Source organism: Streptomyces sp. NPDC002602 (assembly GCF_042889445.1).
Classification (GTDB): domain Bacteria; phylum Actinomycetota; class Actinomycetes; order Streptomycetales; family Streptomycetaceae; genus Streptomyces.
In genome coordinates, this window is sequence record NZ_JBIAQX010000001.1 from 389,064 (window position 1) to 410,403 (window position 21,340).

At 71.9% G+C, this 21,340-nt stretch carries 16 protein-coding genes; 11 read left to right on the forward strand and 5 right to left on the reverse strand.

Features of this window, described 5'->3' with window-relative positions; all coding sequences use genetic code 11:
- Positions 1-93: 93 nt before the first annotated feature.
- The 3 genes from ACFYW3_RS01540 (at position 94) to ACFYW3_RS01550 (ending at position 4,053) form a co-directional block, all read left to right on the forward strand.
- The gene (locus ACFYW3_RS01540; protein ID WP_389385205.1) at positions 94-1,689 is read left to right on the forward strand and encodes a protein phosphatase 2C domain-containing protein; all 1,596 of its coding nucleotides are present in this window, start codon (positions 94-96) and stop codon (positions 1,687-1,689) included.
- A gap of 66 nt (positions 1,690-1,755) precedes the next feature.
- Positions 1,756-3,498, forward strand: a complete 1,743-nt coding sequence (locus ACFYW3_RS01545) for a pyruvate dehydrogenase (RefSeq protein ID WP_351760744.1) — start codon at positions 1,756-1,758, stop codon at positions 3,496-3,498.
- Positions 3,499-3,693: 195 nt separating this feature from the next.
- Positions 3,694-4,053 (forward strand): ATP-binding protein, encoded by a 360-nt coding sequence (locus ACFYW3_RS01550; RefSeq protein ID WP_389385607.1) that lies wholly within the window; start codon positions 3,694-3,696, stop codon positions 4,051-4,053.
- 51 nt (positions 4,054-4,104) lie between these two features.
- Here the strand turns inward: ACFYW3_RS01550 and ACFYW3_RS01555 are convergent, their stop codons facing one another.
- Together ACFYW3_RS01555 and ACFYW3_RS01560 are read right to left on the reverse strand one after the other, a co-directional pair.
- Complete coding sequence (locus ACFYW3_RS01555; protein ID WP_351760741.1) at positions 4,105-5,163, reverse strand: DUF2637 domain-containing protein; 1,059 nt, start codon at positions 5,161-5,163, stop codon at positions 4,105-4,107.
- 192 nt (positions 5,164-5,355) lie between these two features.
- Complete coding sequence (locus ACFYW3_RS01560) at positions 5,356-6,222, reverse strand: (2Fe-2S)-binding protein (protein ID WP_351760738.1); 867 nt, start codon at positions 6,220-6,222, stop codon at positions 5,356-5,358.
- Between the two features lie 155 nt (positions 6,223-6,377).
- Between ACFYW3_RS01560 and ACFYW3_RS01565 the strand changes: the two genes are divergently transcribed.
- Positions 6,378-7,031, forward strand: coding sequence for a GntR family transcriptional regulator (locus ACFYW3_RS01565; protein WP_389385608.1), 654 nt, complete (start codon positions 6,378-6,380; stop codon positions 7,029-7,031).
- A gap of 100 nt (positions 7,032-7,131) precedes the next feature.
- Here the strand turns inward: ACFYW3_RS01565 and ACFYW3_RS01570 are convergent, their stop codons facing one another.
- Together ACFYW3_RS01570 and ACFYW3_RS01575 are read right to left on the reverse strand one after the other, a co-directional pair.
- Positions 7,132-7,908 carry a hypothetical protein gene (locus ACFYW3_RS01570; RefSeq protein ID WP_351760736.1) on the reverse strand — a complete coding sequence of 259 codons (777 nt, stop codon included), beginning with the start codon at positions 7,906-7,908 and terminating at the stop codon, positions 7,132-7,134.
- Between the two features lie 154 nt (positions 7,909-8,062).
- A complete protein-coding gene (locus ACFYW3_RS01575; protein ID WP_389385206.1) occupies positions 8,063-9,739 on the reverse strand; it encodes a PucR family transcriptional regulator in 1,677 nt (558 codons plus the stop codon).
- A 253-nt stretch (positions 9,740-9,992) separates the two neighbouring features.
- On the opposite strand from ACFYW3_RS01575, the gene ACFYW3_RS01580 reads away from it, so the two are divergent.
- The 6 genes from ACFYW3_RS01580 (at position 9,993) to ACFYW3_RS01605 (ending at position 18,502) form a co-directional block, all read left to right on the forward strand.
- Positions 9,993-10,889 carry a xanthine dehydrogenase family protein subunit M gene (locus tag ACFYW3_RS01580; RefSeq protein WP_351760730.1) on the forward strand — a complete coding sequence of 299 codons (897 nt, stop codon included), beginning with the start codon at positions 9,993-9,995 and terminating at the stop codon, positions 10,887-10,889.
- A 2-nt stretch (positions 10,890-10,891) separates the two neighbouring features.
- Entirely contained in the window at positions 10,892-11,500 is a 609-nt protein-coding gene (locus tag ACFYW3_RS01585) for a (2Fe-2S)-binding protein (protein WP_053681398.1), read from the forward strand.
- Between the two features lie 2 nt (positions 11,501-11,502).
- Positions 11,503-13,908 (forward strand): molybdopterin cofactor-binding domain-containing protein, encoded by a 2,406-nt coding sequence (locus ACFYW3_RS01590; RefSeq protein ID WP_351760725.1) that lies wholly within the window; start codon positions 11,503-11,505, stop codon positions 13,906-13,908.
- A 359-nt stretch (positions 13,909-14,267) separates the two neighbouring features.
- Complete coding sequence (locus tag ACFYW3_RS01595; RefSeq protein ID WP_351760723.1) at positions 14,268-15,731, forward strand: NCS2 family permease; 1,464 nt, start codon at positions 14,268-14,270, stop codon at positions 15,729-15,731.
- A 243-nt stretch (positions 15,732-15,974) separates the two neighbouring features.
- On the forward strand, positions 15,975-17,138 hold the full coding sequence (locus ACFYW3_RS01600; RefSeq protein ID WP_389385207.1) for an XdhC family protein: 1,164 nt from the start codon (positions 15,975-15,977) through the stop codon (positions 17,136-17,138).
- A 125-nt stretch (positions 17,139-17,263) separates the two neighbouring features.
- A complete protein-coding gene (locus tag ACFYW3_RS01605) occupies positions 17,264-18,502 on the forward strand; it encodes a GNAT family N-acetyltransferase (protein WP_389385208.1) in 1,239 nt (412 codons plus the stop codon).
- Positions 18,503-18,565: 63 nt separating this feature from the next.
- Here ACFYW3_RS01605 and ACFYW3_RS01610 read toward each other — a convergent pair whose 3' ends face one another.
- Entirely contained in the window at positions 18,566-20,782 is a 2,217-nt protein-coding gene (locus ACFYW3_RS01610; protein ID WP_389385209.1) for a germacradienol/geosmin synthase, read from the reverse strand.
- Positions 20,783-21,060: 278 nt separating this feature from the next.
- Between ACFYW3_RS01610 and ACFYW3_RS01615 the strand changes: the two genes are divergently transcribed.
- Positions 21,061-21,282: a hypothetical protein gene (locus ACFYW3_RS01615; protein ID WP_351760714.1), complete on the forward strand. Its 222-nt coding sequence runs from the start codon at positions 21,061-21,063 to the stop codon at positions 21,280-21,282.
- The last annotated feature ends 58 nt before the right edge of the window (positions 21,283-21,340 follow it).

Consider the following 21,340-nt stretch of genomic DNA (forward strand, 5'->3'; position numbering starts at 1 on the left):
CTGAAGCGGAGAGGGTCCACCGGGCGGCGGCCCGGTGGGCCCTTTTCGTGTGTTCCGCGTTTTTCGCCGCCCCCGACGGCCGACAATGGAGGCATGAGTCAGCGGGGTGCGGACGACTGGTGGCAGAAGCTCTACGAGGACCCGGACGCGGTACCCGAACCCGATCCGGGCGACACGCTGGACCAGCGTTACCGCTCGGCGGTGGTCCTGGTCAAGGAGCCGGAGGTGGGCACGGAGGCGGGCGCGGGCACGGGGGCGGGCGCGGAATCCGGTCCGGGGCCGGTGGACACGGCCGCACCGACCGGGCCGGCCGGCGCGGTACTGCCCGCCCAGCGGCGGGAGGCCGAGCCGGAGCGGGAGCCGGAAGGGGCCGGACCCCGGGGCGGGGACGCCCCGCCGCGGGGCCCGGGCGGGGGAACCCCGCCACCGCCGCCGCCCCTGCCCCCCGCGTACGTGCCCCCGCCCCCGCCTCCACCGCCCCCCGCGTACCCGCCGCCGCCCGCGACGCGGGACCCGCGGATGGCCGGCGCCACCGGCTACGCCCTGGGTGACGTGGTCGTCCCGCCCGCCGAGCCCGAACCGGCGTGGGCCCCGGAGCCGGGCCCCCCGGCGCGATCGCCGGAGCCGCCGGAGCCGCCCGTCCGCGGCCGGGGGGCGCCCCGCGAGGAGGCACTCCCCGCCGCGCCCACCTCGGTGCCCGCACCCTTCCGGGAGGCTTCGCCGCAGGCCGGGACCGCACCCGAGGCGGAACCCGCGCCGCAGTCGCCCCGGGAGGCGCGGCCACCCCGGGGCGCCCCCGCCGAACGGCCCGAGGTGCGCCACCTCGGGGACCGGGCCCCCACCTACAACGCCGAACCGGGAGCACTGCCCCCGGCCGATCCCGCCGCGCTCGACACGCTGACTCCCGACACCGTGCTGGAGGGCGCCCGCCACGGCACGTACACCCTGCGCGCCGCGTCCGTGCGCGGGGACTCCGCCCGGTTCCGGGGCGAGGCCCGGCGGGACTCCCTGCTCACCGCCCGCTTCGGCGCGGGCGACGACGCCCTCGTGCTGGTGGTGCTGGCCGGTGGGGACCGGGCCGCCCCCGGGGCCAAGGAGGCCGCCGCCGAACTGTGCCAGGCGGTCGCGGCGGCCGTCGGGCGCAGCCACGAACGGCTGTCCGACGACATCCGGGCCGGGCGCCGCGAGGCCCTGCGTTCCGGCCTCCAACGGCTGACCGACCGGGGATACGGGCGTCTGCGCGTCCGGGCCGCGGAACTGGGCCACGCCGAGGAGTCCTACACGGCCGGGTTGCGCGGGGTCCTGCTGCCGGTGGACCCGCGGTGCCGCAACCGGGTGTGCTTCGGCGCGGGCGCGGGCGGCGTCTTCCGGCTCCGCGACGGCCGGTGGCAGGACCTGGAGCCGGGCGCGGCCCCGGGACGGACCGCCCCCTCCGAGGCGGCCCCCGAGGCGGGCGTGGGCAGCGGGTTCCTGTTCCGCGCGTCCGTGGCCCGGCCGGGGGACACCCTGCTCCTCTGCTCCGGCGGACTCGCGGACCCGATGCGGGAGGAAGGGCTCCTCTCGGCCGAACTCGCCGCCCGCTGGTCCGAGGGGGAGCCGCCCGGCCTGGCCGCCTTCCTCGCGGACACCCAGCTCCGCCTCAAGGGATACGCCGACGACCGGACGGCCGCCGCGGTCTGGGAGGCGTAACGGCGCGGAACGTGCGTGGATGGAAGGCGCACACGGCAGTGCCGAACCGGAAAGGGCGCCCCTTCCATGGCCAAGCAGAACGTGGCGGAGCAGTTCGTCGACATCCTCGTGCGCGCGGGCGTGCAACGGATGTACGGAGTCGTCGGTGACAGTCTGAACCCGGTCGTCGACGCCATCCGCCGGACGGACGGCATCGAGTGGATCCAGGTACGACACGAGGAGACGGCCGCCTTCGCGGCCGGAGCCGAGGCCCAGATCACCGGCAGGCTGGCCGCCTGCGCCGGTTCCTGCGGCCCCGGCAACCTCCACCTGATCAACGGGCTCTACGACGCCCACCGTTCGATGGCCCCGGTGCTCGCCCTCGCCTCGCACATCCCCTCCGGCGAGATCGGACTCGGCTTCTTCCAGGAGACCCACCCCGACCGGCTGTTCACCGAGTGCAGCCACTACAGCGAGCTGATCTCCAACCCGCAGCAGATGCCCAGGGTCCTCCAGACCGCCATCCAGCACGCCATCGGCCGCAGCGGCGTGGGGGTGATCGCGCTCCCCGGGGACATCGCCTCCCTCCCCGCCCCCGAGAAGAGCGTCGAGCACGCCCTGATGACCGCGCGGCCGACCGTGCGGCCCGGTGACGGGGAGATCGAGAAGCTGGTCCGGCTGATCGACGAGGCCGACAAGGTGACGCTCTTCTGCGGCAGCGGCACGGCCGGCGCGCACGCCGAGGTCATGGAGTTCGCCGGCCGGGTCAAGGCCCCCGTCGGCCACGCGCTGCGCGGCAAGGAATGGATCCAGTACGAGAATCCTTACGACGTCGGGATGAGCGGCCTGCTCGGCTACGGCGCGGCCTACGAGGCCACCCACGAGTGCGACCTGCTGATCCTGCTCGGCACGGACTTCCCCTACAACGCCTTCCTCCCCGACGACGTGAAGATCGTCCAGGTGGACATCCGCCCCGAACACCTCGGCCGTCGCTCAAAGTTGGACCTCGCCGTCTGGGGGGACGCGCGCGAGACCCTGCGGGCCCTGAACAGCCGGGTGAAGGTCAAGACCGACCGCCGTTTCCTCGACCGGATGCTCAAGAAGCACGCGGACGCGCTGGAGGGCGTGGTCAAGGCGTACACCCGGAAGGTGGAGAAGCACACGCCCATCCACCCCGAGTACGTCGCCGCCGTGCTCGACGAACTCGCCGACGAGGACGCGGTGTTCACCGTGGATACGGGCATGTGCAATGTGTGGGCCGCGCGCTATCTTTCCCCGAACGGCAAGCGGCGCATCATCGGATCCTTCAGCCACGGCTCCATGGCCAACGCACTGCCCCAGGCCATCGGCGCACAGTTCACCGATCGCAACCGTCAAGTGGTCTCCATGTCGGGTGATGGCGGTTTCTCGATGCTGATGGGAGATTTCCTCACCCTCGTGCAGTACGACCTACCCGTCAAAGTGGTCCTCTTCAACAACTCTGCCCTCGGAATGGTGGAGTTGGAGATGTTGGTTTCCGGCCTGCCCTCCTACGGAACCACGAACCGCAATCCCGACTTCGCGGCCATCGCCCGCGCGGCCGGCGCCTTCGGGGTGCGGGTGGAGAAGCCCAAGCAGCTCACGAGCGCTTTGAAGGACGCGTTCCGGCACAAGGGGCCCGCTTTGGTGGACGTGGTGACCGACCCCAACGCCCTGTCGATTCCGCCGAAGATCAGCGCCGAAATGGTGACCGGTTTCGCACTTTCCGCCGGCAAGATCGTGCTGGACGGCGGAGTGGGCCGCATGATCCAGATGGCTCGATCCAATCTCCGCAACGTACCGCGCCCGTAAGCCCGAAGGAGTGCGGATTTCCCTGAGGGGCATGCATCCCGTAGGCCTGTTCGAGAGACATGGACGCGGGGGAGGTACATCGCCGTGCGGGTGGGGGCGAAGATCGGAAAGCCGTGGAAGAGAGGGCGGCCGGAGCCGCGTGAACCGTCCGCCGAGGACGGGGGCGCGGCGGGCACGTCGGGGATCACCCGCAGCGTGCGCCGGGCCGACCTCAAGGCAGTGGGCGAAATACGTCGTTCCTTACGGGAGTTGATGCGTCACCGGTGTCGATCCGACGCCGCCGACGTGGCGGAGCTGCTCATCACCGAACTGGTGACCAACGCCCTGGTCCACACCGAACAGGGCGCGGAGGTGTCCGCGAGCCTGGCCGCCACCCGCTTGCGGGTCGAGGTCCGCGACTACGCCTCCCGCCGGCCCCGACCGTACGTACCGACCGCCGACGACGGTACGCACGGCCGAGGGCTGGTGCTGGTGCAGGAGCTGGCCGACGAATGGGGTGTGGACACCCTGGCGCGCGGGGCCGGCAAGGTGGTCTGGTTCGAGCTGGAAGCGTGAGAGCCGCTCCGGGCGCGCGGCGCTCGGAACGGCCCTCGGGGGTGCGGTGGATCAGCCGAACTGCTGCTCCAGGTCCTTGAGTTTGCGCTCCAGTGAGTCGAGTCGGGGAATGGTCTGGGTGTCGTCCTCGGCGGTCAGGTCCACCGTCCGGGTGCCGGTCACCTCAAGAGGGTCGGTTCCGTTCACGGCCTGCAGGGAGGGCCGGCGGCGCAGGGGCAACTGTCCCGCTTCCGGTATGGCCGGCTCCGCGCCGACCGGCGCGGAGCCCGTTCCGGGAGCCAGCCCCGGAACGTCCACCTGACGGGCGCGGGCCCGTCCGAACGCCCGGTTCTGCCGGCCCAACGCCTTGATGTGGGCGCGGTCCAGGCGGTGTTGCTCCCGCCTGCGGTGCCGGTCCTGCTCCTTCTCCTTCTTGTCCTCGCGCACCTCGTCCACGGCCTCGTCGAGGGTGCGGACGCCCTCCAGCAGCATCAGCGACCAGGCGCCGAACGTCTCGCGGGGCGCCCGCAGCCAGCGGACCATCCGGATCTGCGGCAACGGCCTCGGGATCAGGCCCTGCTCGCGCAGCGCGGCCCGGCGGGTCTGCTTCAGGGCCCGGTCGAAGAGCACCGCCGCGGAGAGGGACATCCCGGAGAAGAACTGCGGGGCGCCGTCGTGACCCATGCCGCGCGGCGCGTGCACCCAGTTGAACCAGGCGGCCGCGCCCGCGAACAGCCAGACCAGCATGCGGGAGCCCAGGGCGGCGTCGCCGTGGCTGGCCTCGCGGACGGCGAGCACCGAACAGAACATCGCGGCGCCGTCGAGACCGAAGGGGACCAGGTACTCCCAGCCGCCGGAGAGGTTGAGGTTCTGTCGGCCGAAGCCGACCAGGCCGTGGAAGGAGAGGGCGGCGGCCACCGCCGCGCAGCAGAAGAGCAGGACGTACGAGGCGGTTCCGTACACGGCCTCCTTGCGCCGGCGCCGCTCCTCGCTGCGCTCCCAACTGTCTTCGGCCGCAGCCTTCTCGCTCTCCCGCTTGCCCCGGGCCAGTACCGCCACTGCCGCAAGTACGCCCAGGATCAGGAGGCTGCCGGGCAGCAGCCAGTCCAGCGATATGTCGGTCAGTCTCATGCGGATGTCCCTTGCCTCGCGTATGCGGCTTTCCGGGCGCCATAGTGGCGCAGTCGGTCCGCCGCACACGCGGGTTTCGGGGCAAGTGGACGCCAACGGGGGGCCGGGCCCGTCGGATAGGGTGTTGTGGTTCGAACGCCCGCGCGCGCGGCTGGGGTTGGGTTCGAATCCTGTTCACCCACGCGGGTGGGTTCAGTCGGCCGGGGGTGCCTCGACCGTCGCCGTCATCCTGGCCACGCGCTCGCCGTCGCAGGTGCGGGGGCAGGTCACGCAGGTGTCCTGCGGACGGATCGTGTAGAAGAAGCAGCAGCCGGCCCGGTCCCGGGTGGTGAGTTCCTCGCCGTCGGGGCCCGCCAGGGTGCGGAAGCCCGCGCCGCCCGTGTACGGAGCCGTGGAGCCGGGCAGCAGCGCCTCCAGCTCCGCCATGACCCGCGACTCCTCGCCGAGCAGCCCCCCGATGTACCAGAGGCTCTCGACCACGTCGTCCGTCACCATGCCCCACAGGGCGCGCCGGCCGCGCCGCATGCGCGGGCCGAAACCTTCCAGCACCGGTTCGAGGTGTCGGGCCACCGCGGCCCGGACCTCCCCGCGCAGCGCCTCCTCGTCGGGCACGACCCGGGCCCCGGGGAGAGCGGCCGCCGGATCGTCCGGCAGGCAGGCGAACCCGTCGACGCGCACCGCCATCCGGCCCGTGGTCCGGTGGAAGGCCACCTGGTCGGGTGCCGGCCCGGGGACCCGCCGGTGCAGCAGCCAGGGAACGGTGATCAGCAGACAGGCCGGCCAGGCGTAGCGGTGCAGGCCGAAGCCCGCGACGACATCGGGCCGGGCCTGGTGGCCGTAGTCCCGGAGCACCTGGGCGTTGTCCCAGGCGAGGAAGGCGTCGAGGGCCGCCCCGCCCGCCGCGAGCTCGTCGGCACCGACCCATCCCACACCGCGAGGTCCGGGTTCGTGCGCCGCGAGCTCCGTGATCCGCAGGCCGTCGTACACCTCGGCCAGGCGTTGGTAGGCATCCGCCACCGGAGAGCCGGCCGGGGCGGGTACCAGGGTCTGGACGGGCATCGCGGACCACCGAATCGAGCGATCGTCAGAAGGTTAGCCTTACCTTACCCGATCGGTGGGGATCCGTATCATCGGCGCCCCCGCCGTGTCGCCTATTCTCGGAAGCACGTCGACACCCCGGGAGGGACCGAGTGCAGGAGGCGGCCCACACCGGGGTGTCGGAGAAGTCCACCATCGCGCCGCGAAAGGTGCTGCGCCATTCGGTGCGCGGTCAGATCCTCGACGCCCTGCGCGCGGCGCTGGTCGACGGGGAACTGGCACCGGGGGAGATCTACTCGGGCCCGGCGCTCGGCGAGCGGTTCGGGGTCTCGGCGACCCCGGTGCGCGAGGCGATGCAGCAGTTGGCGCGGGAGGGGGCGGTGGAATGCCTCCCGAACCGGGGCTTCCGCGTGCTCACCCGTACCCCGCGGGCGCTGGCGGAGCTGGCCGAGGTGCGCGCCCTGCTGGAGGTCCCGGTGATGTCGAGGTTGGCCAGGACCCTGCCGGCCTCGGTCTGGGAGTCCCTGCGACCGGCCGCGGCGGCCACCGCGGCCGCGGCGGTGGTCGGCGACCTCCCCGGCTACGCGGACGCGGACCGGGCCTTCCACCGGGCGGTGCTGTCCCTCGCCGGCAACGAGCAGTTGCTCCAGGTGGCGGAGGACCTCCACCGCCGGGCCCAGTGGCCCCTGCCCGGCGCACCCCGGGTGCGCCGCGCGGACCTGGTCGCGGACGCGGCGGAGCACGTGGCGCTGTTGGACGCCCTGATCGCGGGGGACCTGGCCGTGGTCGAGTCGCTGGTACGGGAGCATTTCGCGGGCGCCGCGGTCTGAGGGCCGCGCCGCGCGGGCCCGAAGGCGGGGCGGAGCCCGGCAGGACCCGGCGGCGCCCCGGTCCCCGCCGCCGGTCCGGGCGGACGGGGCCGGGCCGGGTTCAGGCGGCGGGACTCGGGTGGAGCTGGTCCGCCAACCAGGTGGGGATGCCGCCCAACAGGTGGAACAGGCGGCGGGCCTCCGCCCGCAGGCGGGTCGCCTCCGGTTCGGGTTCCGCCTCCGCCAGCGCGGCCAGCGCGGGAGCGGTGCCGATCAGGAAGCCCAGGTCCTCGCGGATCCGCAGGGACTCCGCGAACCCCTTGCGCGCCTCGGCGACCTCGCCGTCGCGCAGGGCCAGCGCGGCCAGGTGGCGCCACGTGAACGACAGCAGCAGGGTGTCGTTGTGGGCCACGGCGCCCGCGTGCGCCCGCCGGTACGCCGGCAGGGCCGCCTGCGGGGCGTCCGTCAGGTGCTCCGCGACCAGCCCCCGACGGAAGTCCAGGAGCGGCCGGGCACGGGATCCCGGCGAGAGCAGGGCCGCCGCGCGGCCCAGGGCGGAACGGGCCTCATCGGCCCGGTCGCGCACCCCCAACACCGTCGCGGCGTAGGCCAGATGGCCCCGTTCGCAGGCGGCCGCGCCACGTTCGCCGTCGTCGTGCGCCACGGCCTCCGCGACCCGCAGGGCGTCCTCGGCCTCAGCCCAGCCCTGGCCGGTGAACAGGCAGCGCTCGACGAGGAGCGCGGTGCGTTGAACGGCGGCGCCCGCGTCGTGTGCGTGTGGTGTCAGCAGGGCCGCCGCGTCGGTCCAACAGCCGCGCGAGCGCAGCCGCCATATCGCCCGCTGGAGGGGGTCGTCCCCCCCTGTAGAACCGGCACCGGACATGGCGGTATCCGCCACATTGCCCTCCCCAAAGCAACCAAGCAGCGCGTCTTCGAGCCCTGGGGCGAAATGAGAGCACGGATCGGCGGCTCCGGCCAAGGGGTCGGGTGAACTCTTTCACAAAGTCCGGACGGCTCGTCAGCGGCCCGCGACGACCCCTTGGCGTGATTCCTCAGCTCATGCGCAGTGCGAGGAAGAAATCGAGCTTGTCCTCCAGCCGGGACAGGTCCCGTCCCGTCAACTGCTCGATTCGCCCGACCCGGTACCGCAGCGTGTTGACGTGCAGGTGCAGCCGCGTCGCGCAGCGCGTCCACGACCCGTCACAGTCCAGGAACGCCTCCAGGGTCGGGATCAGCTCCGCCCGGTGGCGCCGGTCGTAGTCCCGCAGCGGGTCGAGCAGCCGGGCCGTGAAGGCGCGGCGCACGTCGTCCGGCACGAACGGCAGCAGCAGGACGTGCGAGGCCAGCTCGTGGTGTCCGGCGGCGCACACCCGGCCCGGGCGGGCGGCGGCGACCCGGCGGGCGTGCCGGGCCTCCTCCAGCGCCCCGCGCAGGCCCTCGGCGGAGTGCACGGCGGCGCTGACGCCCAGGGTGACCCGGCCGTCGTCGGCGAGGCCGGCCGCCAGGGGCTCCCGTACGGTCGACAGGAGCACGTCGGCGTGCAGGGCCGGGTCGGGGCCCTTGTCCTCGCCCGTGTCCCCGGAGAGCGCGGGCAGCGGCACGAGGGCGATCGCCTCGTCGCCCGCGTGGGCGACCGCGATCCGGTCGGAGGGCTCCGGCCCCGAGAGCGACGGGTCGACCAGGATCTCCTCCAGCAGCGACTGGGCCACCGGACCGCCGGCGATGTCGCCGCCCTCCCAGTCCACCCGGGCCACCACGACCTGCCAGTGCGGGGCCGCGCCCAGCCCGGGCAGCAGCACCGGGGCGGCCACCCGCAGGCGGGCGGCGATCTCCGCCGGCGGGGCGCCCGTCTGCACCAGCTCCAGCACCTCCTGGGCCAGCCGGCGGCGCACCGTGCGGGCCGCGTCCCGGCGGTCCCGCTCGACCGCGATGAGCTGGGTGACGCCCTGGAGCAGGTCCAGCCGCTCGGCCGGCCAGTCGCCCGCGTCGGCCTCGACGGCCAGCAGCCAGTCGGAGAGCACGCTCTCGCGCACGTCACGCGCCGCCGGACCGGCGCCGCGGCCGTGTCCCCTGATCGGGAAGAGCGAGTACGTAATACCCTGAATCGAGATCCGGTGCGGTCCCCTGCGGCCCGTCCGGACCGCCGCGAGGTGCTCGCCCGCCAGTGCCGCGCAGACGCCCGGTGCCAGCGGTTCGCCCGCGCCGGCGATCTGCCGGCCCGTGGGCGAGAGCACCCAGGCCCGGAGATCGAGGTCGGTGGTGAGCAGATCCAGCACCACGTCGGGGCCACCACCGGCAGGCCCGGACGTCATGAGCCGACGGTGGCGGTCGACCACGGCCGCGAGGTCGCCCGCGCGCTCCCCGGACACCTGCCGCACCACGTACTCCGTGATGGTGGCGAATGCAACGTCCTCGTTCACTGCGAACAGGGGCAGCCGGTTGCGCAGACAGGCCGAGACCAGATCGTCGGGGATGTCGCCGAGCTCCGCCTCGCCCGCCGCCAGCCCGGCGACCCCCGCGCTCGCGAGGATTCGTACGAACGGCTCGGAGTCGGCCGAATTCCTTCGCCATGCCAGGCCGGTGAGGACGAGTTCCCCTCCGGAGAGGTACCGGCTGGGATCGCGCAGGTCGGTCGTCATGACCCCGCGGACCGTCCGGTCCAGCTCCTCCTGGCCGCCCAGCAGCCGCAGCCCCAGCGCCTCGGTTTCCAGCAGTGCGCGCAGCCGCATGATGTCGCCGCCGATCTGTCTCGATGTTGCCGTTGGAAATCGGGCAGGTCGTCGCATCCTGCCTTTCATACGAATCTACAAGACGAGAGAGGTCCCCAGCCAACTCCTTCATGGTTTCGGTGACTGCACCCGGGGGACGCGCGGCTTGTGTACTGACTCCACACCGCGTTAACAGCACGTGAACGACCAGTCGAGGGCCATTGGGCCTCCTGGCTTGAAGTGAACGACACGATGAAGAAGAAGAGAGCCGCACATGGACTTCCTTCGCCCCGCCAGCTGGGAGGAGGCGCTCGCCGCTAAGGCCGAGTTCCCCACGGCTGTGCCGATTGCGGGTGGCACCGATGTGATGGTCGAGATCAACTTCGACCACCGTCGGCCGGAGTACCTCCTGGACCTGAACCGCATCGGTCTCCTGCGGGAGTGGGAGGTCGGCGAGGATGTGGTCCGGCTCGGCGCCTCCGTCCCGTACACGCAGATCATGGAGAACCTCCGCACGGAGCTGCCCGGTCTCGCGCTCGCCTCGCACACGGTCGCGTCCCCGCAGATCCGCAACCGCGGCGGCGTCGGCGGCAACCTCGGTTGCGCCTCGCCGGCCGGTGACTCCCACCCCGCGCTGCTCGCCGCGGGTGCCGAGGTCGAGGTGGAGTCCGTACGCGGCTCCCGCCTCATCCCGATCGACGAGTTCTACACGGGTGTGAAGCGCAACGCGCTGGCCGCCGACGAGCTCATCAAGACCGTCCACGTCAAGAAGGCGGACGGCCCCCAGCAGTACTCCAAGGTCGGCTCCCGCAACGCGATGGTCATCGCGGTCTGCGCGTTCGGCCTGGCGCTGCACCCCGAGACCCGCACGGTCCGCACCGGCATCGGATCGGCCGCGCCGACCCCGATCCGCGCGAAGGCCGCCGAGGAGTTCCTGAACGCCGCGCTCGAAGAGGGCGGGTTCTGGGAGTCCGGCAAGGTCGTCACCCCGTCGATCGCCAAGCAGTTCGGTGACCTCGCCTCCGGCGCGGCCAACCCGATCGACGACGTCCGCGGCACGGCGAAGTACCGCCGTCACGCGGTCGGCATCATGGCTCGCCGCCAGCTCGTCTGGACCTGGGAGCAGTACCGCGGCACCGAAAACGGCCGCTCGCTTGAAGGGGCTGCGTAATCATGCGCGTCAATTTCACTGTCAACGGCCGTCAGCAGGAAGCCGACGACGTCTGGGAGGGCGAGTCCCTCCTCTACGTCCTGCGCGAGCGCCTGGGCCTGCCCGGTTCGAAGAACGCCTGTGAGCAGGGGGAGTGCGGTTCCTGCACCGTCCGCCTCGACGGCGTGCCCGTGTGTTCCTGCCTCGTGGCCGCCGGCCAGGTCGAGGGTCGCGACGTCGTGACCGTCGAGGGCCTGGCGGAGTTCGCCAAGCAGCGCGAGGAGCACGGCCACGGCGGTGCCTGCGGCACCGGCGGCGGCTGCGGCGCCAAGGGCGGCGTCTCACTGGACGCGGCCAGGCGGTGGCAGTCCAAGCCGGGCGACTCGCAGACCGGCGAGGGCGTCGAGCTCTCCAACATCCAGCAGGCGTTCATCGACGCCGGCGCCGTGCAGTGCGGTTTCTGCACCCCGGGTCTGCTGGTCCAGGCCGACGCGCTGCTGGAGGAGAACTCCTCCCCGTCCGACCAGGACATCCGTGAGGCCCTGTCCGGCAACCTCTGCCGCTGCACGGGCTACGAGAAGATCCTCGACGCGGTCCGCCTCGCGGCCGCCCGTCAGGGAGAGGCGGTCTGACCATGGCTCAGAACACGCGCACGGTTCCGGCGGGCACGCCGACCAACGTCACGCAGAACCACACCAAGGGCGGCATCGGCGAGTCCACGCTGCGCCCCGACGGCACCCTCAAGGTGACCGGCGAGTTCGCGTACTCCTCCGACATGTGGCACGAGGACATGCTGTGGGGCCAGACGCTCCGCAGCACCGTGGCCCACGCCGAGATCGTCTCGATCGACATCTCCGAGGCCCTCGCGCTGCCCGGCGTGTACTCGGTGCTCACGTACGACGACCTGCCGGCCGAGATGAAGAACTACGGCCTGGAGATCCAGGACACCCCGGTCCTCGCCAACGGCCGGGTACGCCACCACGGCGAGCCGGTCGCCCTCGTGGCCGCCGACCACCCGGAGACCGCCCGCCGTGCGGCCGCCAAGATCAAGATCGACTACAAGGAGCTGCCGCTCGTCACGGACGAGGCCTCGGCCATCGCCCCCGACGCGCCGCTGATCCACCCGGGCCGCGACGACCACCACTCCGGTCACGTCCCGCACCCGAACATCGTGCACCGCCAGCCGATCATCCGCGGCAACGCGGACGAGGCCGCCAAGCGCGCCGACGTCATCGTCAAGGGCGAGTACACCTTCGGCATGCAGGACCAGGCCTTCCTCGGCCCGGAGTCCGGTCTGGCCGTGCCGTCCGAGGACGGCGGCGTCGACCTGTACGTCGCCACCCAGTGGCTGCACTCGGACCTCCAGCAGATCGCCCCGGTCCTGGGCCTGCCGCCGGAGAAGGTCCGCATGACGCTCTCGGGCGTCGGCGGTGCCTTCGGTGGCCGCGAGGACATCTCGATGCAGATCCACGCCTGCCTCCTGGCCCTGGCCACGAACAAGCCGGTCAAGATCGTCTACAACCGGTTCGAGTCCTTCTTCGGCCACGTGCACCGTCACCCGGCGAAGCTCTACTACGAGCACGGCGCCACCAAGGACGGCAAGCTCACGCACATGAAGTGCAAGATCGTCTTGGACGGCGGCGCGTACGCGTCGGCCTCCCCGGCGGTCGTGGGCAACGCCTCCTCGCTGTCCGTCGGCCCGTACGTGATCGACGACGTCGAGATCGAGGCCATCGCCCTCTACTCGAACAACCCGCCCTGTGGCGCGATGCGCGGCTTCGGCGCCGTCCAGGCCTGCTTCGCGTACGAGGCCCAGATGGACAAGCTCGCGGCGAAGCTGGGCATGGACCCGGTCGAGTTCCGCCAGCTGAACGCCATGGAGATGGGCACGATCATGCCCACCGGCCAGGTCGTGGACTCCCCGGCGCCCGTCGCCGAACTGCTGCGCCGGGTCAAGGCCCGCCCGCTCCCGCCGGAGCGCCAGTGGGAGACCGCCGGCGAGGGCGCCGACGTCCGCGCGCTGCCCGGCGGCCTGTCCAACACCACCCACGGCGAGGGCGTCGTCCGCGGTGTCGGCTACGCGGTCGGCATCAAGAACGTCGGCTTCTCCGAGGGCTTCGACGACTACTCCACCGCCCGCGTGCGCCTGGAGGTCATCAACGGCGAGCCCGTCGCGATGGTCCACACGGCCATGGCGGAGGTCGGCCAGGGCGGTGTCACCGTGCACGCCCAGATCGCCCGCACGGAGCTGGGTGTCACGCAGGTGACCATCCACCCGGCCGACACGCAGGTCGGCTCCGCCGGTTCCACGTCCGCCTCGCGGCAGACGTACATGACCGGTGGCGCCGTGAAGAACACCTGCGAGGCCGTCCGCGAGGCCGTTCTGGAGATCGGCCGCCGCAAGAACGGCTCGTACCACCCCGCGTGGGCGACCGCCGAACTGCTCCTGGAGGGCGGCAAGGTCGTCACCGACGGCGGAGAGGTGCTCGCCGAGCTGGCGGACATCCTGGAGGGCGAGGACGCGATCGACCTGGAGCTGGAGTTCCGGCACCGGCCGACCGTCGCCTTCGACCTGAAGACCGGTCAGGGCGACGGCCACGTCCAGTACACCTTCGCCGCGCACCGCGCGGTGGTCGAGGTGGACACCGAGCTGGGCCTCGTCAAGGTCGTCGAGCTCGCCACCGCCCAGGACGTCGGCAAGGCGCTGAACATGCTCTCCGTCGTCGGCCAGATCCAGGGCGGCACCACCCAGGGCCTCGGCGTGGCGATCATGGAAGAGATCATCGTCGACCCGAAGACCGCGAAGGTGCGCAACCCCTCCTTCACGGACTACCTGATCCCGACCATCCTCGACACCCCGACCATCCCGGTCGACGTCCTGGAACTCGCCGACCCGAACGCGCCCTACGGGCTGCGCGGCATGGGCGAGGCCCCCACCCTGTCGTCCACCCCGGCCGTCCTCGCGGCGATCCGGGCGGCGACCGGGCTGGAGCTCAACAAGACGCCGATCCGTCCGGAAGCCCTCACCGGCACCCTCTAGGACGGCGTGCTCCGGGGGCCGCGAGGCCCCCGGACCCCCAGCTCTCCGGGCGGTGTGACACGGGAACGTCACACTTGCCGACCGCACCGCCCGGAGCTCGAAGTCCGGAATACGACATGCCGCTCCGCTCGCGGCCCGTTCCACCGGCAGTACCCCCACGCACCACCCACCCCGGAAGGCACCACCACCCCGGAGCCACCGGCAGTACCGCGAAACCCCGCAGTACCCGCAGTACACGCAGTGCACTTTCGCGTCGCCTCGGGCCGTCACCCCGGGTCGTGCAGCCAAACGCACCATCCCAAATCCCGCATCTCCAATCTTCAAGCGGGTGCCCCTTTGAACCTTGGGAGTTAGGCACCATGACCCAATCGTCTGTGGAGCCCAAGACCACCGCGGAAGAGGCCGGCGACGGCTCTCGCACCCCCGCCGGGCGTTCTTGGCTCGATCGGTACTTCCACATAACGCACAGAGGATCCAACGTCGGCAACGAGGTCCGTGGCGGCATCACGACCTTCATGGCCATGGCGTACATCCTCCTGCTCAACCCCCTGATCCTCTCCGGCAAGGACGTCGCCGGAAACACCATGGCCCCCGCGGCCCTGATCACCGCCACCGCGTTCGCGGCGGCCCTGACCACGCTGCTCATGGGCTTCGTCGGCAAGGTGCCGCTCGCCCTCGCGGCGGGGCTCTCCGTCTCCGGTGTGCTCGCCTCGCAGGTCGCGCCGCAGATGACCTGGCCGCAGGCCATGGGCATGTGCGTGATGTACGGCGTGGTGATCTGTCTCCTGGTCGTCACCGGCCTCCGCGAGATGATCATGAACGCGATCCCCCTCGCGCTCAAGCACGCCATCACCATGGGCATCGGCCTCTTCGTCGCCCTGATCGGACTCGTGAAGGCCGGCTTCGTCGGCGCGGGTCCGCAGTTCGGCCCCCCGGTCCAGCTCGGCGCCGTCGGTGAGCTCGCCGGCTGGCCCGTCCTGCTCTTCTGCGTCACCCTGCTCGCCATCTTCATGCTGCAGGCCCGCAAGATCCCCGGCGCCATCCTGATCGGCATCGTGGGCGGCACCGTCCTCGCCGCGATCCTGAACGCCATCGTGGACATCGACCCGAAGGCCTGGAAGAACGGTCCCCCGGAGCTCTCCGGCTCCGCGGTCTCGATGCCCGACTTCTCGCTGTTCGGCAAGGTCGAGTTCGGCGGCTGGGGCGACGTCGGCGTCATGACGATCGGCATGATCGTCTTCACCCTCGTGCTCGCCGGCTTCTTCGACGCGATGGCCACCATCATCGGCGTCGGCACCGAGGCCAAGCTCGCCGACGACCAGGGCCGCATGCCGGGCCTGTCGAAGGCGCTGTTCATCGACGGCGCCGGTGGCGCCATCGGTGGCATCGCGGGCGGCTCCGGCCAGACCGTCTTCGTCGAGTCCGCCACCGGCGTCGGCGAGGGCGCCCGTACGGGTCTCGCCTCCGTCGTCACCGGCCTCTTCTTCGCCGCCTGCCTCTTCTTCACCCCGATCACGCAGATCGTGCCCGGCGAGGTCGCCTCCGCGGCCCTGGTCGTCATCGGCGCGATGATGATGCAGAACGCCCGCCACGTGGACTGGGCCGACACGGCCACCGCGATCCCGGTCTTCCTGACCGTCGTGATCATGCCGTTCACCTACCAGATCACCGCCGGTGTCGCCGCGGGCGTCATCTCCTACGTGGCCATCAAGGTCGCCCAGGGCAAGGCCCGCGAGATCGGCGCCTTCATGTGGGCCCTGACCGGCATCTTCCTGGTCTACTTCGCGCTCCACCCGATCGAGGGCTGGCTCGGCGTCGGCTAGGCCGTCTCTTTCGGATCTCGCCGGTCAGGCCCGCGTCGTCCGGTGCCGTGCATCGCAAGGCGGAGAGGCTCCCGAGTACTGGACGTCCTCGGGTGCCTCGACAACGCGGCGAGGTGCGGTGCCGGGCGGCGCGGGCCAGGCAAGACCCGGAAGAGCCGGCCCAGCCGACCCGGACGCCCGCGCACCAAGCCGCATTCCCCACGTATCCGATACTGGAAACCGAACCTCTCCGAGGAGGCCCGCATGCTGGACATCGCCGAGGAACTGAACCGGTGGGTCGAGCAGGGACGTGACTTCGCCGTCGCCACGGTCGTGGCGGTCGGCGGGAGCGCGCCCCGGCAGCCCGGAGCCGCCCTCGCCGTCGACGGCGAGGGGACGGCCATCGGCTCGGTCTCCGGCGGATGCGTGGAGGGGGCGGTGTACGAACTGTGCCGGCAGGCGCTGGAGGACGGGGAGCCCGTCCTGGAGCGCTTCGGGTACAGCGACGACGATGCCTTCGCCGTGGGCCTGACCTGCGGCGGGATCATCGACATCCTCGTCACCCCGGTCGCCGCGGACTCTCCCGTCCGGGAGGTGTTCGCGGCGGCGCTGGCCGCCGCCGCCCGCGGGGAGGCGGCGGCGGTGGCCCGGATCGCCGAGGGCCCGGCCGAGCTGATGGGCCGCGCCCTGGTCGTCCGGGCGGACGGCTCCTCCGAGGGCGGCTTCGGCGGACACCCCGAGCTCGACCGCACGCTCGCCGAGGAGGCCCGCGCCATGCTGGACGCCGGCCGGACCGGCGTGCTGGATGTCGGCGCGGACGGCCGGCTGTGCGGGGAGCCGCTCAAGGTGCTGGTCGAGTCCAGCGTCCCGCCCCCTCGGATGATCGTCTTCGGTGCCATCGACTTCGCCTCCGCCCTCGTGCGCATCGGCAAGTTCCTCGGCTATCACGTCACCCTGTGTGACGCCCGGCCCGTGTTCGCCACGAAGAACCGTTTCCCCGAGGCGGACGACATCGTGGTCGACTGGCCGCACCGCTACCTGGAGGCCCAGGTCGACGCCGCGGCCGTCGACGCCCGGACCGTCCTGTGCGTGCTCACCCACGACGCCAAGTTCGACGTCCCGCTCCTCGAACTGGCCCTGCGACTCCCCGTCGCCTACGTAGGCGCCATGGGCTCCCGCCGCACCCACGAGGACCGCAACAAGCGGCTCCGCGAGGTCGGCGTGAGCGAACTCGAACTCGCCCGCCTGCGCTCCCCGATCGGCCTGGACCTCGGCGCCCGCTCCCCGGAGGAGACCGCGCTGTCCATCGCCGCCGAGATCGTCGCCAACCGCCGCGGCGGCACCGGCGCCGCCCTGACCGGCGCGCGCATCCCCATCCACCACGACGGATCGAACACCGTGGTCGGACGGATAGGCTCCGTCGCTTGAAGAGCCGACCCCTCGCGCCGGCCGGTCGCACCACCGCCCCGTACGCGGGGCGTACCCCCGGGCGGCCGTACGGATCCGGCCACTATGGGGTGACCGGTCCGCGATGACCGATTAGTCTCCCGATCATGGTGGACATCCGCGAGGTACCCGAGACCGAGATCGACCGCGCTCTGGAGCTCGCCTACCTGGTCTTCCACGACCGCCCCGACCAGGACCGCCGGGCACTTCACCACGCCCTGCTGACCCGGTGCGCCCGCATCGGCGCCTTCGACGGGGGAGCGCTGGTCGGATTCATGGCCGCGCACGACTTCCGGCTGTCCGTGCCCGGGAGCGACCTCGCCTGCCCCGGGCTGACCTTCGTCTGCGTCGCCCCCACGCACCGCCGCCGCGGCGTCCTCACCGCCCTGATGGACGAACAACTGCGCCGGACCGCCGCGGCCGGCGAACCCATCGCCGCCCTGTGGGCCTCCGAGGCCGCCATCTACGGCCGCTTCGGCTACGGCGCCGCCACCCAGGGCGTCACCATCGAGATCGACTCCACCCGACCGCTGGCCCTGCGCGTCGCCCCGGACCGGCGCCCGCTGCGCCTGGTCGAACCCACCGACGTACCGGACCTGGTCGGTCCGTACCACGAGGCCGCCCGCGGCGCCCGGGCCGGCCGGCCGAGCCGCAGCGCGGAGCGCTGGGCCGACGAGTGGCTCTGCGAACACGACGAGGAGGACGAGGAGTTGAGCCCGCCCCGGACCGTCGTCCTGGGTGAGCCGGGCGAGCCGATCGCCGGCTACGTGCTCTACCGCACCAAGTCCGCCTCGGCGGCGGGGGACGGCCGCCCGCGCGGTGTGGGCCTGGTGCGCGTGGACGAACTGGAGGCCGACACCCCGGCGGTCGCCGCCGCCCTGTGGGAGTGCGTGTCCTCCCTCGATCTGACCGGCAGGGTCACCGCCTGGGGCCGTCCGGTCGACGACCCGCTGCTGCACTTCGCCGCCGACCGGGACCAGGTGAGGGTCACCGCCCAGTTCCCGGCACTGTGGCTGCGCCTGGTCGACGTCCCGGCGGCGCTGACCGCCCGGGCGTGGGCCGCGCCGGTGGAAGTGGTGCTGGAGCTGTCCGACGTACGTCTGCCCGCGAACGCGGGACGGTACCGGCTCAAGGCGGGACCGGACGGGGCCGCCTGCGAGCCCGCCCGGGCCGCACCCGACCTGGTGCTGGACGTGCGCGAGCTGGCCGCCTGCTACCTGGGTGGGACCCGGGTCGGTGAGCTGGTCGCCGCCGGCCTGGTGGAGGAACGGGTCCCGGGCGCGGCGGCCGCACTGGACGCGGCGCTGCGGACCCGACTGCTCCCGCACACCGCCGACGAGTTCTGAGCGGGCGCGGAGGCCGAGTACGGCGGGCGGGGGCGGGCGAGCGGACCGCCCCCGCCCACCGGGTCAGCGGGGCAGCGAGATCCGGGCGGCGGACATCCCGAAGCCGTCGCTCCAGGCGCCCGCGCCCAGGCCCACCGGCAGCTCGTACAGGTCCTCGGGCCGGTAACGGGCGATCTTCTCGTGCCAGTTGAGGATGCCCGCGTGCCAGTCCTTGAGCTCGGTGACGTACGCGTCGAGCGCCGCCCGGGCCTCCTCGCCCAACTTCCAGTCGTCGTAGAGCAGCGGCATCTGGGTCGCGACGATGTGTTCGAACTCCTCGGTCCGCTGCGTCATCAGCGCGTGGCAGATGTGCAGGGCCTCCGGGTAGCCGATGTCGAAGAAGTTGCGGGTGACGAGGATGTGGTTGTGGACCTCGCCCTCGACCTCCACCTCCTTCTGGTAGGAGTAGACGTCGTTGATCAAGCAGGCGGCGTCGGCGACGGCGTTCTCCAGTGACCGGATGGTGCCCGAGGCGTAGATCTCGTCGGGGATGCCGCGGTTCTGGTGGCCGAGCCGGCACAGGTACATGGTGAGGTGGGAGCCGAAGGTGTGCCGGCGCATCTCCGCGTAGTCCACCGGGTCGGGGATGCGGTTCAGGATCTGGTTCTCCACCTCCCACAGCCAGCTCTCCAACATGCTCACCAGCGTCGTGCGGAACTCCGTGCGCTGCTCGTGCGACATGTCCGCGCTGGTGCGCACCCACAGGTCGCCGAGCCCGCGCTCCATCGCCGTCACCGGCTCCGCCTGCTCCGCGTGGTCGACGGGGATCATGGCGATCAGTCGGGCCGTGGTGGCCTTGGCCGCGGTGAGGTCCTTCGCCCGGGCGAACACCACCGGGTAGTAGTCGTCCCCGTACGTGCCCCAGCTCAGCCAGCACGCGTTGAGGGCCAGGGCCTCCGGGGTGGCGTCGGGGTCGATCCCGGCCGAGCAGACCGCGAAGTCGTAGCCGCGCAGCTTGCGTTCGGACCAGATCGCCGAACCGGGATCGCCCGGCTGCGGGTCCAGCATCCCCATGGCCTTGCACCAGGCGACCGACTCCTCGCGGGCGTGCGACAGGTGCGGGCTCAGCGAGAGCCGGTGCGGCATGTAGATGTCGGGGATGACCGACGGCCCGGTCTTCTCGAACGGCACGTGGGTGAAGGAGCGGCGGCGCAGGTCCATCGAGCGCTGTGTGAACAGGGACCGGACGTCGAGCGCGGTGGTGCCGAGCCCGCCGGGCATGAAGGGCAGGCTGAGCGGGGCGGTGGCCCGGGCCTCCTTGTTCATGTAGCGGCTGGAGACCATGTGCCACTCGTGGCCGCCGGACTGCCAGTCCTGGAGGCCCTTCGCGTAGGCGAGGACGGCGGCGACCTCCGCCGGGTTCATCGCGTGGTCGACGAAGAGTTGGGGCAGCTCCGCCAGGGCGGTCTGCTCGAACTGGTGGAGCCGGGAGGTGAGAAGGTCGTTGGAGGCCTCGGCCGCCTCCTGGGTGGAGCATCCGAGGAAGGTCTCCAACACGAGGATGGCGTTGGAGAGTTCGCCCTCGTCGGCGACCTCGCGCTCGTAGGAGAAGATGTCGTTCCTGATGTGCACGGCGTCGGAGAAGGCGTCGCGCAGCACCGCGAGCGGCCGTGAGTGGGCGACGCGCGCCGGGACCTCCGCGGAGACGTACTCGACGAGGCCGGCCGACCAGGGGGCGCCGCCCACCTTGCGGCGCATCTCGATGTATTCGAGGGGGTTCGCCACCCGCCCGATGTTGATGTTGGCGAGTTCCCACATCGACTCGTTGAGGAGGTTGCGGGTCGATTCGGAGAACCGTTCCCGCCAGTGCGCCGACATGGCGGGGACGGTCCGCAGCCACAGGTCCTTCAGGCCCGCCTCCACCGGGTTGGTCGGCTCGGGGAATCCGTCGGAGAGGTCCATCGGCATGAAGCCGGCGAGCCGGTCGAGGTACGCCTTGGCGCCGTCCCGGTCCTGGGAGCGCTTGTACATCTCCAGGAAGTGGTCGTCGAAGAAGAAGACCCAGACGTACCAGTCGGTGACCAGGTTCAGCGCGTCGACGTCGCAGTCGGGGTGCGTGTAGGAGCACAGCAGGGCGTAGTCGTGTGATTCGAGGTCGCTCTCCTCCCAGACGCCGGACCCCTCCAGCATCTCGAAGTCGCGGGCCCACTGCCTCGTGTGGGCGCGCGCGGCTTCCAGATGGGGGTTCAGTCGCGCCGGATACGGCACGTAGAAGTCCGGCAGTTGAAACGGCTGTGTCACGGCGGGGCAGGCCTTTCGGTCCGAGGGTGCGGAGGCCTTCGGCTGCGGCCCCCCGCACGAGATCAGCAGGCACCTACCCCTGGTGCGGGAGGGACAAGGGGGATTTCACTGCTTCAGGTGACGGAAGTGGCGTTCCGCGACATGGGGACCCGACGGGGGATAGAGATCCGGTCCTTCGTGTCGAACCTCCGGACCTCCTTCGTGTCGAACCTCCGGACCGATGTCCTGTTCATCTAGATTTCCTCCCCTATGTAAATCCCATACGGGAGGAAACGCCGATGTCTTCGATCGATCTGAGCAAGGTGCTGGACAAGGCCTGGGAGGACAAGCCGCTCGCGGAGGTCCTCGCGGCGCCGGTGGCGGCCCTGAAGGGCGTCACCGACCGGGACGGCGAGCTGCTCCAGGAGGCGTTCGGGGTCAAGACCGTCGCCGACCTCGGCCAACTGAAGTACGCCCGGTGGGCGGCGGCGCTGGTCTCGCTGAACACCACGACCAAGTAGCCGGCCGGTCCGCGGTCCGGGCGGGCGCCCGGCGGCCCGGAAACGAGTGCGTCCTCCC